The organism is Xanthomonas sp. NCPPB 3005 (assembly GCF_041228095.2).
In the GTDB taxonomy this organism is placed as follows: domain Bacteria; phylum Pseudomonadota; class Gammaproteobacteria; order Xanthomonadales; family Xanthomonadaceae; genus Xanthomonas_A; species Xanthomonas_A bonasiae.
This window is the reverse complement of the sequence record NZ_CP166096.2, coordinates 4,702,561-4,717,010: the sequence shown is the minus strand read 5'-3', so window position 1 is coordinate 4,717,010 and position 14,450 is coordinate 4,702,561. Positions and strand designations below refer to the sequence as shown.

General features: G+C 69.8%; 15 protein-coding genes. 10 read left to right on the top strand and 5 right to left on the bottom strand.

The window, feature by feature from the left end; translation table 11 throughout:
- Positions 1 to 401: 401 nt before the first annotated feature.
- Positions 402 to 665 carry a hypothetical protein gene (locus tag AB8810_RS20400; RefSeq protein ID WP_369914700.1) on the bottom strand — a complete coding sequence of 88 codons (264 nt, stop codon included), beginning with the start codon at positions 663 to 665 and terminating at the stop codon, positions 402 to 404.
- Between the two features lie 142 nt (positions 666 to 807).
- Between AB8810_RS20400 and AB8810_RS20395 the strand changes: the two genes are divergently transcribed.
- Together AB8810_RS20395 and AB8810_RS20390 are read left to right on the top strand one after the other, a co-directional pair.
- Complete coding sequence (locus AB8810_RS20395) at positions 808 to 1,881, top strand: class I SAM-dependent methyltransferase (RefSeq protein ID WP_369914699.1); 1,074 nt, start codon at positions 808 to 810, stop codon at positions 1,879 to 1,881.
- Entirely contained in the window at positions 1,878 to 2,594 is a 717-nt protein-coding gene (locus AB8810_RS20390; RefSeq protein WP_369914698.1) for a pseudouridine synthase, read from the top strand. Before AB8810_RS20395 ends, AB8810_RS20390 begins: the two co-directional genes overlap by 4 nt.
- A 69-nt stretch (positions 2,595 to 2,663) precedes the next feature.
- Here the strand turns inward: AB8810_RS20390 and AB8810_RS20385 are convergent, their stop codons facing one another.
- Both AB8810_RS20385 and AB8810_RS20380 read right to left on the bottom strand, forming a co-directional pair.
- Complete coding sequence (locus tag AB8810_RS20385; protein WP_191825372.1) at positions 2,664 to 3,224, bottom strand: DUF1415 domain-containing protein; 561 nt, start codon at positions 3,222 to 3,224, stop codon at positions 2,664 to 2,666.
- Positions 3,225 to 3,294: 70 nt separating this feature from the next.
- Positions 3,295 to 3,777, bottom strand: coding sequence for a YajQ family cyclic di-GMP-binding protein (locus tag AB8810_RS20380; RefSeq protein WP_179568798.1), 483 nt, complete (start codon positions 3,775 to 3,777; stop codon positions 3,295 to 3,297).
- A gap of 192 nt (positions 3,778 to 3,969) precedes the next feature.
- Between AB8810_RS20380 and AB8810_RS20375 the strand changes: the two genes are divergently transcribed.
- From AB8810_RS20375 to AB8810_RS20355, 5 genes are all read left to right on the top strand, one after another.
- Entirely contained in the window at positions 3,970 to 4,866 is an 897-nt protein-coding gene (locus AB8810_RS20375; protein WP_369914697.1) for a DMT family transporter, read from the top strand.
- Between the two features lie 111 nt (positions 4,867 to 4,977).
- Positions 4,978 to 5,985 carry a methionine ABC transporter ATP-binding protein gene (locus AB8810_RS20370; RefSeq protein ID WP_369914696.1) on the top strand — a complete coding sequence of 336 codons (1,008 nt, stop codon included), beginning with the start codon at positions 4,978 to 4,980 and terminating at the stop codon, positions 5,983 to 5,985.
- Positions 5,982 to 6,677 (top strand): methionine ABC transporter permease, encoded by a 696-nt coding sequence (locus AB8810_RS20365; RefSeq protein ID WP_191825374.1) that lies wholly within the window; start codon positions 5,982 to 5,984, stop codon positions 6,675 to 6,677. The genes AB8810_RS20370 and AB8810_RS20365 overlap by 4 nt, the downstream gene beginning before the upstream one ends.
- A 198-nt stretch (positions 6,678 to 6,875) precedes the next feature.
- The gene (locus AB8810_RS20360) at positions 6,876 to 7,679 is read left to right on the top strand and encodes a MetQ/NlpA family ABC transporter substrate-binding protein (RefSeq protein WP_179568790.1); all 804 of its coding nucleotides are present in this window, start codon (positions 6,876 to 6,878) and stop codon (positions 7,677 to 7,679) included.
- A 13-nt stretch (positions 7,680 to 7,692) separates the two neighbouring features.
- Positions 7,693 to 8,256 (top strand): DUF1453 domain-containing protein, encoded by a 564-nt coding sequence (locus AB8810_RS20355; RefSeq protein WP_179568788.1) that lies wholly within the window; start codon positions 7,693 to 7,695, stop codon positions 8,254 to 8,256.
- A gap of 81 nt (positions 8,257 to 8,337) precedes the next feature.
- Here AB8810_RS20355 and AB8810_RS20350 read toward each other — a convergent pair whose 3' ends face one another.
- On the bottom strand, positions 8,338 to 8,970 hold the full coding sequence (locus tag AB8810_RS20350; protein WP_179568786.1) for an OmpW family protein: 633 nt from the start codon (positions 8,968 to 8,970) through the stop codon (positions 8,338 to 8,340).
- Between the two features lie 188 nt (positions 8,971 to 9,158).
- Here AB8810_RS20350 and AB8810_RS20345 point away from each other — a divergent pair, with 188 nt between their 5' ends.
- Positions 9,159 to 9,692 (top strand): DNA-deoxyinosine glycosylase, encoded by a 534-nt coding sequence (locus tag AB8810_RS20345; protein WP_369916693.1) that lies wholly within the window; start codon positions 9,159 to 9,161, stop codon positions 9,690 to 9,692.
- A gap of 11 nt (positions 9,693 to 9,703) precedes the next feature.
- Here the strand turns inward: AB8810_RS20345 and AB8810_RS20340 are convergent, their stop codons facing one another.
- A complete protein-coding gene (locus AB8810_RS20340; protein ID WP_369914694.1) occupies positions 9,704 to 10,462 on the bottom strand; it encodes a hypothetical protein in 759 nt (252 codons plus the stop codon).
- Between the two features lie 245 nt (positions 10,463 to 10,707).
- Here AB8810_RS20340 and aceF point away from each other — a divergent pair, with 245 nt between their 5' ends.
- Both aceF and lpdA read left to right on the top strand, forming a co-directional pair.
- Positions 10,708 to 12,477, top strand: a complete 1,770-nt coding sequence (gene aceF, locus AB8810_RS20335; protein ID WP_369914692.1) for a dihydrolipoyllysine-residue acetyltransferase — start codon at positions 10,708 to 10,710, stop codon at positions 12,475 to 12,477.
- A gap of 131 nt (positions 12,478 to 12,608) precedes the next feature.
- Positions 12,609 to 14,414 carry a dihydrolipoyl dehydrogenase gene (lpdA, locus tag AB8810_RS20330; RefSeq protein WP_369914691.1) on the top strand — a complete coding sequence of 602 codons (1,806 nt, stop codon included), beginning with the start codon at positions 12,609 to 12,611 and terminating at the stop codon, positions 14,412 to 14,414.
- The last annotated feature ends 36 nt before the right edge of the window (positions 14,415 to 14,450 follow it).

The window sequence follows — 14,450 nt, the reverse complement described above, 5'->3', positions numbered from 1 at the left end:
GCGTGTCGGTAGCGACACCCCCTCTGTCTTTGAGTACGTACTCCGGATAGTCGAGTCCATCGGCGCGCATGGCGTTGATGACCGATGTGTCTGTACTTCGGCAAAAGCAGGCGGCTTGTTGCGTTGGCTCAAGCTTGCCTGTGGCCATTCGGCGCAGCTGACCAGGCGGCGAGCCTCAGCGCGCAACTCCGCAGAGCTGTGAGTCGCCGCATCTTCATGCGGCGATTTGATTCCGATCGAAAGAACCGCCGATCGAATGTAGGAGCGACTTCAGTCGCGACGCGCTCTACCGATAAGGCCCGTCGCGACTGAAGTCGCTCCTACAAGTAACCGCATCTGGGTCGAAATACCCAGTCCTGGCAAGTCGCTGGAGCGAGCGATCCAGCGCGCTCCGCTTCGCCCTAATGCTCCACCGGCGCCGGCTCCGCCCCGAAGCGGCGCGCATAGCCGCGCTCGCCGACCACGCGTTCCACCTCGGCATCGCCGAGTTCGGGCGCGGCATAGACCGCGTAGACCACGCTGCCGTCGTCGCGCTCGCCGCGCTGGTGCAGGCGGTAGCGCGGGCGTCCGGTGCCGGTGTTTTCCGGATAGTGCAGCGGCGGTTGGCTGCCTTCCAGATCCACTTCGCTGTTGTCGACGACGCCACCGATGAACACTGCGCGCATATGCCTCTCCATCTGTCGGGGTTCTTTGCAGCCTAGGCGCGCCAATGTTGCCGTTGCATCAATGATGCGTTCGTTTAGCGCAAAACCGGGCCGGCGCCGGGCTGCCGGTAGAATGCGCGCTCCCCGACCGATTCCGATCCCGATGCCGGCTCTGCAAGACGCTCCCCTCGACACCCTGTTCCTGCCCTTCGCCCAAGGCGCGCTGCGCTGGCCGGCCGGCAAGGTGCTGTTTCTGCGCGCGCGCGACGGCTGGGCGCTGCGCCAGCACGCGCAGCCGGCGCAGCTGGTCTGCGAGCAGGGCTACCGCCCGTTCGCCACCGCCCTGGAGCAGGGCGGCTGGCAGGTCCGCGCCGAGGATGCCGACGACCACGACGACGCCGGCGGCTATGCGCTGGTGCTGGTGCTGCCGCCGCGCCAGCGCGACGAGGCGCGGGCGCTGCTGGCGCGCGCGCTGGCACTGGCCGCGCCGGGCGGGATGGTGGTGGCGTGCCAGTCCAACAACGAGGGCGCCCGCTCCGGCGAGGACGACCTGCAGCAGCTGGCCGGCCTCGGCGGCAAGCTGACCAAGCACCACTGCCGCGTGTACTGGACCGCGCCGCTGCACGGCGGCCACGACGCCGCGCTGCAGCAGCGCTGGGCCAGGCTGGACGCGGCGCGGCCGATCCTGGACGGACGCTTCCGCAGCCGCCCCGGCGTGTTCGCCTGGGACCGCATCGATCCGGCCTCGGCGCTGCTGGCCGAGCACCTGCCGGCCGACCTGGCCGGCCGCGGCGCCGACCTGGGTGCCGGCTATGGCTACCTGTCGGCGGAATTGCTCGCGCGTTGCCCGAAGATCGCCGCGTTGGACCTGTTCGAGGCCGATGCGCGCGCGCTGGCGCTGGCGCGATCGAACCTGGCGCAGGCGCCGGCCGCGGTGGAGATGGGCTACCACTGGCACGACGTGACCGCGGGGCTGCCGGCGCAGTACGACTTCATCGTCAGCAATCCCCCGTTCCATGCGCCCGGGCGCATGGAGCGCCCAGACATCGGCCGCCGCTTCATCGCCGTGGCCGCGCAGGCGCTCAAGCCCGGCGGCAGGCTGTACCTGGTCGCGAACCGGCACCTGCCGTACGAGGCGGTGCTCGACGCCAGCTTCGGCGAGACCCGCGTGATCGCCACCCGCGACGGCTTCAAGTTGATCCTGGCGGTGCGCGCCCGCGCCACGGTGCGCCGGTGAAGCTGGTCAAGCACCTGGCCAACCTGGGCTACGGCAGCCGCAAGCAGGTCACCCTGATGTTCCGCGAAGGCCGCATCACCGACGCCGACGGCGAGGTGCTGTATGCCGACGACCGCGTCGAACATGCCGCGATCCGGGTCGACGGCGAGGCGCTGGACCCGCCGCCGGGGCTGATCCTGGCGCTGCACAAGCCGGTCGGCTACACCTGTTCGACCAAGGACCCGGGCCGCATCGTCTACGACCTGCTGCCGCCGCGCTTCCGCCTGCGCTCGCCGTTGCTGTCCACGGTCGGGCGGCTGGACCGCGACACCAGCGGCCTGCTGCTGATGACCGACGACGGCGCGCTGCTGCATCGCATCGTCTCGCCGAAATCGCAGCTGGCCAAGGTCTACGAAGCGACCCTGGCCGAGGACCTGCGCGGCGACGAGGCGGCGCAGTTCGCCAGCGGCACGCTGCTGCTGGACGGCGAGACCACGCCGCTGCTGCCGGTGCAACTGGAGGTGCTGGGCCCGCGCCAGGCGCGCATCACCCTGTACGAAGGCCGCTACCACCAGGCGCGGCGCATGTTCGCCGCGGTCGGCAACCACGTGGTGGCGCTGCACCGCAGCCGCATCGGCGGCTTTGCGCTGGACGTGACACTGCCAGCCGGGCAATGGCGCGCGCTGGACGCGGCGGAATTGGCGCAGGTGTTCGGGGCCGGGAGTGGGGATTAGGGATTCGCAAGAGCGGTGGCTGTGCGCTGCCGCTTACGCTGTTACCAATCCCGAATCCCGAATCCCCAATCACGAATCCCGGCTCTCGAACAGCTTCTTCCACCCTTCCAGCCCGAGCTTCTCCAAGGTCTGCAGATTGCGCTCCACGATCACGTCCGCGTCCGGGAACGCGGCCACCGCGCGTTCCACGCTGTCCTCGCGCAGCAGGTGCAGGGTGGGGAAGGGCGCGCGGTTGGTGTAGTTGCCGATGTCGTCCGGCGCGGTGCCGGCGAACTGGTAGTGCGGATGGAAGCTGGCCACCTGCAGGATGCCGTGCAGGTCCAGCGCGTCCACCGCGGCGTCGGCGTTGTCCAGGAAATCGTTGTAGTCCAGGAAATCGCCCAGCACCTGCGGGTGCACGATCAACGTCGTGTCGATCCGCTCGGCCGGCGTGTCGCGCAGCAACAGCAGTTCCTCGCTCAACTCTTCCAGCAAGGCCTCGGGCGTGGTCGCGTCGCTGAGTACGTAGCGGATCTGCTGCTTGACGTGCACCGCCTTGGCGAACGGGCACAGGTTCAGGCCGATCACCGCGCGTTCCAGCCATTGCCGGGTCAGCGCGATCGGGTCAACGGTGGGGTCGAGGTCGTTCAAGGCGATTCCGGCGGGCGAGGGCGGGCGGCGATCGGGCGGGGCGGATGCGGCGCGTGGCGCCGCCCGCGGCTCAGTCGCGGAAATTCTCGAACTGCAGCGGCAGCTCGAAGTCGCTTTTCTTCAGCAGCGCCATCACGTCCTGCAGGTCGTCGCGCTTCTTGCCGCTGATGCGCAGCTTGTCGCCGTTGATCTGCGCTTCCACCTTGAGCTTGGCGTCCTTGATCGTGGCGACGATCTTCTTGGCCAGCTTCTGCTCGATGCCCTGCTTGACCGTGACCTTCTGCCGCGCGCCGGCCAGGTTGGTCTCCACGTCGCCGAATTCCAGGCAGCGCACGTCGATGCCGCGCGCGATCAGCCGCGCGCGCAGGATGTCGGTCATCTGCTTGACCTGGAAGTCGCTGGGCGCGGCCTGGTTGATGACCTGGTCGTCGAGCTCGAAGCTGGCCTCCACGCCCTTGAAATCGAAACGGGTCGACAGCTCGCGGTTCGCCTGGTCGATGGCATTGGTCAGTTCGTGCTTGTCGATTTCGGAGACGACGTCGAAGGAAGGCATGGCAGGTCCTCGGGAAAGACCCCCTATCCTACCGATCTCGCTGCAGCGCCGCTGCCCGCCGCCGCGATCGGCAGTTCGGCGCGATGCGCCGCAGCGCGGCAGCGGTGCGCGCCCGGCGCCAGCGCAGCCGCTGCCACGACGTGACCGTCTGCACGGGTGGGCGGGGCGCCCGATCGCGGCGATAATCCGCGCATGCCCAGCTCACGTTCCAATACCGCGGCCGCCGCCTGGATGATCGCGGCGGTCGCCTGCTTCGCGCTGATGGATGCGGCGATGAAGCTGCTGACCGCGCACTATCCGGCGCTGCAGGTGGCCACGCTGCGCGGCGGCGCCTCGCTGCCGTTCGTGCTGCTGTGGGTGCTGGCCACCGCCGGCCCGCGTTCGATCGTGCCGGTGCGCTGGGGCCTGCACCTGCTGCGCGGCGTGCTCGGCATCGCGATGATCGGCTGCTTCGCCTGGGCGCTGCGCAGCCTGCCGCTGTCCACCGCCTACACCATCTACTTCGTCGCGCCGCTGCTGGTGACGGCGTTGTCGGTGCCGCTGCTGGGCGAACACGTCGGCCCGCGGCGCTGGGCCGCGATCGGCATCGGCCTGGTCGGCGTGCTGGTGGTGCTGCGCCCGGGCGTGGGCGGCTTCGTCTCGCTGCCGGGGCTGATGGTGCTGCTGGCGGCCACCGCCTACGCGCTCGCGGCGGTGCTGGTCAGTCTGCTGGCGCGGACCGAGACGCCGCAATCGCTGGTGGTCTGGTTCCTGCTGATCATGGCGCTCGGCGCCGGCGCGCTGGCGTGGCCGGCCTGGATCCCGCTGCGCCTGGCCGATGCCGGCTGGATCGCCACGCTCGGCCTGGCCGGCGCGCTGGGGCAGGTTGCCTTGACCCAGGCGTTCCGCCGCGGCGACGCCTCGCTGATCGCGCCGCTGGAGTACAGCGGCCTGATCTGGGTGATCCCGTGGGACTGGCTGCTGTGGCGCAAGCTGCCCGACGCCTGGACCTGGCTGGGCGCGGCGATCATCGTCGCCAGCGGCCTGTACCTGCTGCACCGCGAGCGGGTCCGCGCCACCGTGCGGCCGCCGCCGCTGGCGCATCCCTAGCCGCCGTCGTTGCCGGCGGCCTTCCAGGCGCAAGCGTTAGAATCGAATGGAATAACGCCTGCAGGCCTGGCCTGCTAGGCTTTGCGCCCCCTTCGCTGCCGGCCCCGCGCGGTGATCCAGTTCGAGCACCTGCACAAGTCCTACCCCGTCGCCGGCCAACCGATCGTGGCCTTGCATCCGCTCAACCTGGAAATCCGGGCCGGCGAGGTGTTCGGCATCATCGGCCACTCCGGCGCCGGCAAGTCGACCCTGATCCGGCTGATCAACCGGCTGGAGGAGCCCAGCGGCGGGCGTCTGCTGATCGACGGCGAGGACGTCACCGCGCTGGACCGCGCCGGGCTGCGCACGCTGCGCAGGCGCATCGGCATGATCTTCCAGCACTTCAACCTGCTGTCCTCGCGCAGCGTGGCCGGCAACGTCGCCTTCCCGCTGGAACTGGCCGGCACCCCGCGCGCGCAGATCGAGGCGCGGGTGGCCGAGCTGCTGGCCCGGGTCGGCCTGGCCGAGCACGCCAGCAAGTATCCGGCGCAGCTGTCGGGCGGGCAGAAGCAGCGCGTCGGCATCGCCCGCGCGCTGGCCACCGGGCCGCAGATCCTGCTGTGCGACGAGGCCACCAGCGCGCTGGATCCGCAGACCACCGCCTCGGTGCTGAGCCTGCTGGCGCAGATCAATCGCGAGCTGGGCCTGACCATCGTGCTGATCACCCACGAGATGGAAGTGATCCGCCGCGTCTGCGACCGCGTGGCGGTGCTCGACGCCGGGCACCTGGTCGAGAGCGGGCCGGTCACCGAGGTGTTCCTGCACCCGCGCCATCCGACCACGCGCCGCTTCGTGTCCGAGGCCGAACACGTCGACGAAGGCGAACTGCATCGCGACTTCACCGCGGTGGCCGGGCGCATCGTGCGCCTGACCTTCCTCGGCGGCGACACCTACGCCCCGCTGCTCGGACGCATCGCGCGCGAGACCGCGGTGGACTACAACATCCTGTCCGGGCGCATCGACCGGATCAAGGACACCCCGTACGGCCAGCTGACCGTGGCCCTGGTCGGCGGCGACCTGGACGCGGCGCAGGCCGGGTTCGTCGCCGCCGGCGTGCATGTCGAGGAACTGCGCCGATGATCCCGTTCGCGACCGCCGCCACTGGCTTCTTCCGCAATCTCGACGCGGGCAAATGGGCCGAGATCGGCCGCGCCACGCTGGACACGCTGCTGATGCTCGGCGGCTCGTTGCCGCTGACCCTGCTGATCGGCCTGCCGCTGGGCGTGCTGCTGTTCCTGACCGGCCCGCGCCAGACCCACCAGCGGCCGCTGCTGTACGGCACGCTGGCGCTGGCGATCAATGTGCTGCGCTCGGTGCCCTTCATCATCCTGATGATCGCGATGATCCCGCTGACGCTGTGGGCGATGGGCACCTCGCTGGGCGTGCGCGGCGCGATCCTGCCGCTGGTGGTGGGCGCGGCGCCGTTCTATGCGCGGCTGGTGGAAACGGCGCTGCGCGAAGTGGACCGCGGCGTGGTCGAAGCCAGCCTGGCGATGGGCGCGACCACCTGGCAACTGGTCACGCGGGTGCTGTTGCCCGAGGCGCGGCCGGGGCTGATCGCCGGCGCCACGGTGACCACCATCGCCCTGATCGGCTTCACCGCGATGGGCGGCGCGATCGGTTCCGGCGGGCTCGGCGACCTGGCCTATCGCGACGGCTACCAACGCTCGCACGCCGACGTGGCGCTGATCACCGTGGTGGTGCTGCTGTTGCTGGTGCAGGGGCTGCAGATGCTCGGCGATCGGCTGGTCGCGCATTACAGCCGGCGCTGAGTGCGCAGTGCCTTGCATCGCTCTTCTGTAGGAGCGGCTTCAGCCGCGACCGGGTCTATCGGTGAAGCGGTCGCGGCTGAAGCCGCTCCTACAGAAAAGCCAGGCAGCCTTTTCTCCGCGCGCAGCGGCTGGGTCTGCTAGCTTGCCCGCAGTGCCGTCCGCGTCATTCTCATTCCCCACGTTTCCGGATTCCCGCCCATGACCAAACTCCCGCTTCGTCTGCTGCTCGGCGCCGCCGTGCTCGCCCTGGCCGCCTGCGGCAAGTCCACCTCCGCGACCGACACCGCGCGGCTCAGCGTCGCCGCCACCGCGGTGCCGCATGCGGAGATCCTCGAGGTGGTCAAGCCGCTGCTGGAGAAACAGGGCGTGACCCTGGACGTGCGCGTGTTCAACGACTACGTGCAGCCCAACGACCAGGTGGTGCAGAAGCAGATCGACGTGAACTACTTCCAGACCGAGCCGTACCTGGATGCCTACAACCGCGATCGCAAGAGCGATCTGGTCACCGTGATCGGCGTGCACATCGAGCCGTTCGGCGCCTATTCGCGCCGCTTCAAGTCGCTGGCCGAGCTGCCGCAGGGCGCCGACGTGGTGATTCCCAACGATCCCAGCAACAACAGCCGCGCGCTTATCCTCCTCGACAAGGCCGGGGTCATCAAGCTCAAGGATCCGGGCAATGCGCTGTCCACCCAGCGCGACATCGTCGCCAACCCGAAGCAGCTGAAATTCCGCGAGCTGGATTCGGCGATGCTGCCGCGGGTGCTGGACCAGGTCGACCTGGCGCTGATCAACACCAACTACGCGCTCGACGCCGGCCTAAATCCCACCCGCGATGCGCTGGCGATCGAGAGCAAGGACTCGCCGTACGTGAACTTCCTGGTCGCGCGCGCCGACAACAAGGACGATCCGCGCGTGCAGAAGCTGGCCAAGGCGCTGACCAGCCCCGAGGTCAAGGCCTTCATCGAGCGCAAGTACCAGGGCGCGGTCCTGCCGGCGTTCTGAGCGGAGCCCGCGCATGCCGCTGTTGCTGGCCATTCCCCTGGCGATCGTGATCGCGCTGGCGGTGACCGCGGTGCTGTTGCCGTTGTCGCTGCTGCAGCGTTTCCGCTACGGCACCTCGCGGCGCCAGGCGCGGGCGTGGCTGGCCAGCGTGCAGTTCTGGTCGGCGCTGGTGTCGAGCCTCGTGTTGCTGGGCTTCGCGCTGATCGCCGCGCACTGGTGGCCCGATGCGGCGATGTATGCCTGCATCGGCTGGGTGGCAGGCCTGGGGCTGGGCGCGCTGGGCATCTGGTTGAGCCGGTTCGAACCGCTGCCGCAGGGCCTGTACTACACGCCGAACCTGTGGCTGGTGCTGGCGTTGACGCTGCTGGTGGTGGCGCGCATCGGCGCCGGTCTGCTGCAGGGCTGGCGCAGCATGAGCGAAGGCGCGGCATGGCCGGCGCAGGGCTGGATGAGCCACGCCAGCCTGCTTGCGGCGGCGGCGCTGTTGCTCGGCTACGCGTGCGCGTATGCGTGGCTGTTGCGGCGCAAGGTGCGCCATTTCGATCGCTATCGCGGCTACGACCGTTCGCCGCGCTGAGCCGCGCGCGCGCAGATGCGTGAAGCCACAAAAACAAACGGGCCCGAAGGCCCGTTTGCATGTGACGCGGAGCAGGCGTGCTTAGAAGCGCGCGCCGACGCCGAAGCTGACCAGCCACGGATCCAGCTTCAGGTCCTGGCCGGTGCCGCTGCCGGCGACCTGCACTTCCGGACGCGAATGCATGTAGCGAGCATCGGCGCGGGCGAACCACGTCGAGTTGATGTTCATGTCCACGCCGACGGTGCCGATCGCACCCTTGGCGGTGTCCAGGCCGACGTGCTGGCCGCTGGCCGACAGGCCGTCGATCTTCTCGTTGCTGAAGTTGGACTCGTAGTAACCGACGCCGACGAACGGACGGAACACGTTGTCCGCCTGGCCGAAGTGATACTGGCCGCTCAGCGCGATCGGCTGCTGCTCGACGGTGCCGACCTTGCCCACGCCGCTGGCGCTGACGCGGTGGTTGAACTTGTCGGCGGCGCCCCACAGTTCGACGGCCCAGTTGTCGTTGATCAGCCAGCTGGCGCTGATGGTCGGGGCCGGGCCGCCGTCGACGTCGAGGCCGTTGGCCGGCTTGGAATGGGGGTCGAGCAGGGTCGCGCTGCCGACGACGGCGAAGCGCTTGCCGGATGCGGTGTCGCCGTCCTGCGCAAATGCGGCAGGCGCGAACGCAAGGGCGGAAACGACAGCCAGGCTCAGGATTTGAATGGACCGCATGGGAATCTCCTCAATCTTTTTTTTGTGGGGCCACAGGAGTGGGCGCGCACACCGTATCGATGAGAAGATGAATCGACGCCGACCTCGGCCGAGCGGATGCAGGCATCGTTCAGACACCGGCGTCGGATGCTTGAAATAACGAGGTTTTAAGACTTGGCGATGTTCACCCAGATGCGCGCGACGTGACGATGCAGGACGTGTTGCAGGGCCTGCCTGCGCAGATTCGCGACGATTGCCGGGTGCTGATTCTCGGCTCGATGCCCGGCGCGATGTCGCTGCAGCACGCGCGCTACTACGCGCATCCGCGCAATCGCCTGTGGCCGTTGCTGAGCGCGCTGTGCGGCTTCGATCCGCAACTGGACTACGCCGCGCGGTTGCAGGCGATGCAGGCCTGCGGCGCGGGCCTGTGGGACGTGATCGGCCAGTGCCGGCGCAGCGGCAGCCTGGATGCGGCGATCGTGCGCGGCAGCGAAGTGCCCAATCCCTTGCCCGCGCGCATCGCGCAGTTGCCGCAGTTGCGCGCGATCGCCTGCAACGGCGCGGCGGCGGCGCAGGCGTTCGCGCGTTTCGTGCAGCCGCAGCTGGCGCCGCGCGAACCGCCGCTGACGGTGCTGGCGCTGCCCTCGATCAGCCCGGCCAACGCCGCGTTCTCGCTGCCGCGGTTGCAGCAGGCCTGGGCGCCGCTGCAGGTCTGGCTCGCGCCGCCGTCGGCGGCGCGCTAGCGGAGGACCACTCAGTGCAGCGCGCGTCGCGCCGGCGCGCGCAGCCGTAGCCACAGGGTCTGCATCAGCAACACCGCAGCCAGCGCCAACGCCACCCAGGCCGCGCTGCGTGCGCCGTCCAGGCCGCTGCCGGCCTGCTTGACGTAGACCGCGGCCAGCGCCCACAGCGCCGCCGCGACATAGGCCAGGTTGCCGCGCATCGCCTGGTTCAGGCCGAGCAGCAGCGCACCGGCCAGCGCGAACAGCACCAGGCTCCACGGCAGCATGTGTTCGGTGGACAGCCAGCGGTAGGCGACGATCACCTGCGCGGTGTTGAGGAAGGCGGCCAGCGACAGCCAGCCGGCGTGCAGTGACAGCGGCAGCCAGGCCCACAGCGCCTGCCACGGCTCGGCGCGCGGATCGCGCGACAGGCGCAGCGCGGCCAGCGCCAGGCACCCCAGCGCCGCCCAGATCACCGCCAGCGCCAGCAGGAACTGCTGCTGCGAGAACACCGGCATCCACAGCGCGGTCAGGCCGAAGCCCAGCGCCGCCGGCAGCCGCACCTGCGCCAGCGCGCTGTCGCGCCGGCGCCGCGGCGACAGCTGCCACAGGCCGAAGGCCAGGTCGAGCAGGAAGATCGGGCCCCAGATCGCGAACGCGTAGCCGGCGGCGACGATCAGGGTCGGGTAGCGGTCGGAGATCGCGCCGTTGGTCGGGCCGAACGCGCCGCGTTGCGAGAACCAGGCGACCAGCGGCATCGCCAACGACATCAACAGCACGAACGCACGCATGGCGGCACTCCGATCGGGGTGCGGCGCATGCTAGGCGCCTGCCCGTGAAGGCGGCGCGCCGCGCGTGGCGGCGATGACCCCGGGACAATGCGCAGGCGTACAGTCCGCCGCGAACGCCGCAGACACGCGCTTCCCGGTGCCACGGCGCGCCCGCTGCGGGTTTTTTTGCCCGGCAAAGGTTGGCGCTGCGGCTGCGGGCCGCCACAATAGGGGTTTCCCCCTCATTAGTTGCCGGAGTTGCCCGCATGGCCGAAATCAAGGAAGCACTTGTCCCCGATATCGGTGACTACAGCGACGTCCCGGTAATCGAAGTGCTGGTGGCGGTCGGCGACACGGTGAAGAAGGACCAGAGCCTGGTCACCCTGGAGTCGGACAAGGCGACGATGGAAGTGCCGTCGCCGTTCGCCGGCGTGGTCAAGGAGCTGAAGGTCAAGATCGGCGACAGCCTGTCCGAAGGCAAGCTGGTGGCCTTGATCGAAGTGGCCGAGGACGGTGCCAGTGCCGCCGCACCGGCGCCGGCAGCGGCCAAGGCCGCGCCAGCGCCGGCCAAGCAGGAGCCGGCCTCGCCGGCGCCGGCCGCGCAGCAGGCGACCAAGCCGGTCCCGGCAGGGAATGCCGGCGGCGGCATCGTCGAGGCGCGCGTGCCGGACATCGGCGACTACAGCGACGTGCCGGTCATCGAAGTGCTGGTCGCGGTCGGCGACACCGTGGCCAAGGACCAGAGCCTGGTTACCCTGGAATCGGACAAGGCGACGATGGAAGTGCCTTCGTCGGTGGCCGGCGTGGTCAAGGAACTGAAGGTCAAGGTCGGCGACAGCCTGTCCGAGGGCAAGGTCGTGGCGCTGATCGAAGTGGCCGGCGCCAATGCCGACGCGCCGGCGGCAGGCGCGATCCAGCCCAGCGCCGAGACCGGCGGCGGGGTGGAGCCGGTCCCGGCCTCGGCCGCGCCGGACAAGCTCGCGCAGCGCGAGATCGCCCAGGTGCAGGGCTCGGCGCCGGCCAAGGCGGGCGCGTCCGCGCCGTCGGCCGGCACCCCGAGCAGCCCGCCGGTGGAGTTCAACGCCGACAGCGTGCTGCCGCAGAAGGTGCCCTACGCCAGCCCGGCGGTGCGCGTGTTCGCCCGCGAACTGGGCGTGGACCTGTTCCAGGTCAGCGGCACCGAGCACGGCGGCCGCATCACCAAGGACGACGTGCAGCGCTACGTCAAGGCCGCGCTGGCGGGCGGCGTGCCGGCCGCAGCGGCTGGCGGCGCGCCGTCGGCCGGCGGCGGCAACGGCCTGAACCTGCTGCCGTGGCCGAAGGTGGACTTCGCCAAGTTCGGCGAGGTCGAGGTCAAGCCGCTGTCGCGGATCAAGAAGATCTCCGGCGCCAACCTGGCGCGCAACTGGGCGATGATCCCGCACGTCACCCAGTTCGAGCAGGCCGACATCACCGACCTGGAAGCCCTGCGCGTGGCGTTGAACAAGGAGAACGAGAAGGCCGGCATCAAGCTGACCATGCTCGCTTTCCTGCTCAAGGCCAGCGCCGCGGCGCTGAAGCAGTTCCCCGACTTCAACGCCTCGCTGGATGCGGCCGGCGAGAACCTGACCCTGAAGAAGTACTTCCACATCGGGTTCGCCGCCGACACCCCGAACGGGCTGGTGGTGCCGGTGATCCGCGACGTGGACAAGAAGGGCGTGGTCGAGCTGGCGCGCGAGAGCGGCGAACTGGCCAAGAAGGCGCGCGACGGCAAGCTCGGCCCGGCCGAGATGAGCGGCGGCTGCTTCTCGATCAGCTCGCTCGGCGGCATCGGCGGCACCGCGTTCACCCCGATCGTCAATGCGCCGGAAGTGGCGATCCTGGGCGTGTCCAAGTCGGCGATCCAGCCGGTGTGGAACGGCAAGGAATTCGCGCCCAAGCTGATGTTGCCGCTGTCGCTGAGCTATGACCACCGGGTCATCGACGGCGCCGCGGCGGCGCGCTTCACCACCTACCTGAGCCAGGTGCTGGCGGACATGCGCCGCGTGCTGCTGTAAGTCCTGCCGCAACGGCGCCGCGCCCGGCGCGGCCCGTGTTTCCCCCACCCGCGTGCGCCGCGTCCATCGCGGCGCCGCCGTAGAACTGCAATCGCCCGCCGGCGTGCCGGCCGGGCCACAGGAGAAGCTGCATGGCGGTCATTGAGGTCAAGGTCCCGGATATCGGCGACTACAGCGAGGTTCCGGTCATCGAAGTGCTGGTCGCGGTCGGCGACACGGTGAAGAAGGACCAGGGCCTGCTGACCCTGGAGTCGGACAAGGCCACGCTGGAAGTGCCGTCGGCGGCGGCCGGCGTGATCAAGGAGCTGAAGGTCAAGCTCGGCGACGTCCTGTCCGAGGGCGCGGTGATCGCGCTGCTGGAAACCGAGGACGCCGGCGCCGCGCCGGTCGCCGCGCCCGCGCCGGCCAAGGCCGAGGCGCCGGCCAGCAAGCCGCCGGTGGCGCCGTCGCATCGCGCCCCGGCCGAGCCGCCGGCGCCCAAGCCGGCGCTGGCCAGCGGCAAGCCGGCCGACATCGAATGCAAGATGGTGGTGCTCGGCGCCGGCCCCGGCGGCTACACCGCCGCGTTCCGCGCCGCCGACCTGGGCCTGGACACGGTGCTGATCGAGCGCTACGCCAGCCTCGGCGGCGTCTGCCTCAACGTCGGCTGCATTCCGTCCAAGGCGCTGCTGCACGCGGCCGCGGTGATCGACGAGGTGGCCCATGCCGGCGACTTCGGCGTGACCTTCAGCGCGCCCAAGATCGCCCTGGACAAGCTGCGCGCGTACAAGGAAAGCGTGGTCGGCAAGCTCACCGGCGGCCTGGCCAGCATGGCCAAGCAGCGCAAGGTGCGCACCGTCACCGGCGTGGCGTCGTTCGTGTCGCCCAACGAGCTGGAGATCGTCGGCGCCGACGGCAAGACCCAGTTGCTGCGTTTCGAGCAGTGCATCATCGCCGCCGGTTCGCAGGCGGTGAAGCTGCCGAACTTCCCGTGGGACGACAAGCGGGTGATGGACTCCACCGACGCGCTGGAACTGCAGGAGATCCCCAAGACCCTGCTGGTGGTCGGCGGCGGCATCATCGGCCTGGAAATGGCCACCGTGTACAGCGCGCTGGGCAGCAAGGTCACCGTGGTCGAGTTCATGGACCAGCTGATGCCGGGCGCCGACAAGGACCTGGTCAAGCCGCTGGCCGACCGGCTGAAGAAGCAGGGCGTGGAGGTCTACCTGAAGACCAAGGCCACCGAGGTCAAGGCCGACAAGAAGGGCATCACCGTGTCCTTCGAGGCCGCGGCCGAAGGCGAGCAGCCGGCGCTGGGCGCGACCAGCTACGACCGCGTGCTGGTCGCGGTGGGTCGCTCGCCGAACGGCAAGAAGATCGGCGCGGAGAAGGCCGGGGTGAACGTCACCGAGCGCGGCTTCATCCCCGTCGACCGGCAGATGCGCAGCAACGTGCCGCACATCTTCGCCATCGGCGACATCGTCGGCAATCCGATGCTGGCGCACAAGGCCACCCACGAGGGCAAGCTGGCCGCGGAAGTGGCGGCGGGCGAGAAGAAGGAGTGGGTGGCGCGGGTGATCCCGTCGGTGGCCTACACCAACCCGGAAATCGCCTGGGTCGGCGTCACCGAGACCGAGGCCAAGGCGAAGGGCCTGAAGGTCGGCGTGGCCAAGTTCCCGTGGGCGGCCAGCGGCCGCGCCATCGGCATCGGCCGCACCGAGGGCTTCACCAAGCTGATCTTCGACGAGGACACGCACCGCATCGTCGGCGGCGCCATCGTCGGCGTGCATGCCGGCGACCTGCTGGCCGAGATCGGCCTGGCGATCGAGATGGGCGCGGAGGCCGAGGACATCGGCCACACCATCCACGCGCATCCGACCCTGAGCGAGTCGGTCGGCATGGCCGCCGAGGTCTACGACGGCACCATCACCGACCTGTACATCCCGAAGAAGAAGTAAGCGGCTGGCGCACGCGCGACGCCGACGACGCCCCGT

Bases quoted from the DNA above. Each gene is read 5' to 3' on its own strand.
- AB8810_RS20400 (WP_369914700.1), bottom strand. From the start codon at position 665: ATGCGCGCAGTGTTCATCGGTGGCGTCGTCGACAACAGCGAAGTGGAT.
- AB8810_RS20395 (WP_369914699.1), top strand. From the start codon at position 808: ATGCCGGCTCTGCAAGACGCTCCCCTCGACACCCTGTTCCTGCCCTTC.
- AB8810_RS20380 (WP_179568798.1), bottom strand. From the start codon at position 3,777: ATGCCTTCCTTCGACGTCGTCTCCGAAATCGACAAGCACGAACTGACC.
- AB8810_RS20375 (WP_369914697.1), top strand. From the start codon at position 3,970: ATGCCCAGCTCACGTTCCAATACCGCGGCCGCCGCCTGGATGATCGCG.
- AB8810_RS20365 (WP_191825374.1), top strand. From the start codon at position 5,982: ATGATCCCGTTCGCGACCGCCGCCACTGGCTTCTTCCGCAATCTCGAC.
- AB8810_RS20360 (WP_179568790.1), top strand. From the start codon at position 6,876: ATGACCAAACTCCCGCTTCGTCTGCTGCTCGGCGCCGCCGTGCTCGCC.
- AB8810_RS20355 (WP_179568788.1), top strand. From the start codon at position 7,693: ATGCCGCTGTTGCTGGCCATTCCCCTGGCGATCGTGATCGCGCTGGCG.
- AB8810_RS20350 (WP_179568786.1), bottom strand. From the start codon at position 8,970: ATGCGGTCCATTCAAATCCTGAGCCTGGCTGTCGTTTCCGCCCTTGCG.
- AB8810_RS20345 (WP_369916693.1), top strand. From the start codon at position 9,159: ATGCAGGACGTGTTGCAGGGCCTGCCTGCGCAGATTCGCGACGATTGC.
- AB8810_RS20340 (WP_369914694.1), bottom strand. From the start codon at position 10,462: ATGCGTGCGTTCGTGCTGTTGATGTCGTTGGCGATGCCGCTGGTCGCC.
- aceF (WP_369914692.1), top strand. From the start codon at position 10,708: ATGGCCGAAATCAAGGAAGCACTTGTCCCCGATATCGGTGACTACAGC.
- lpdA (WP_369914691.1), top strand. From the start codon at position 12,609: ATGGCGGTCATTGAGGTCAAGGTCCCGGATATCGGCGACTACAGCGAG.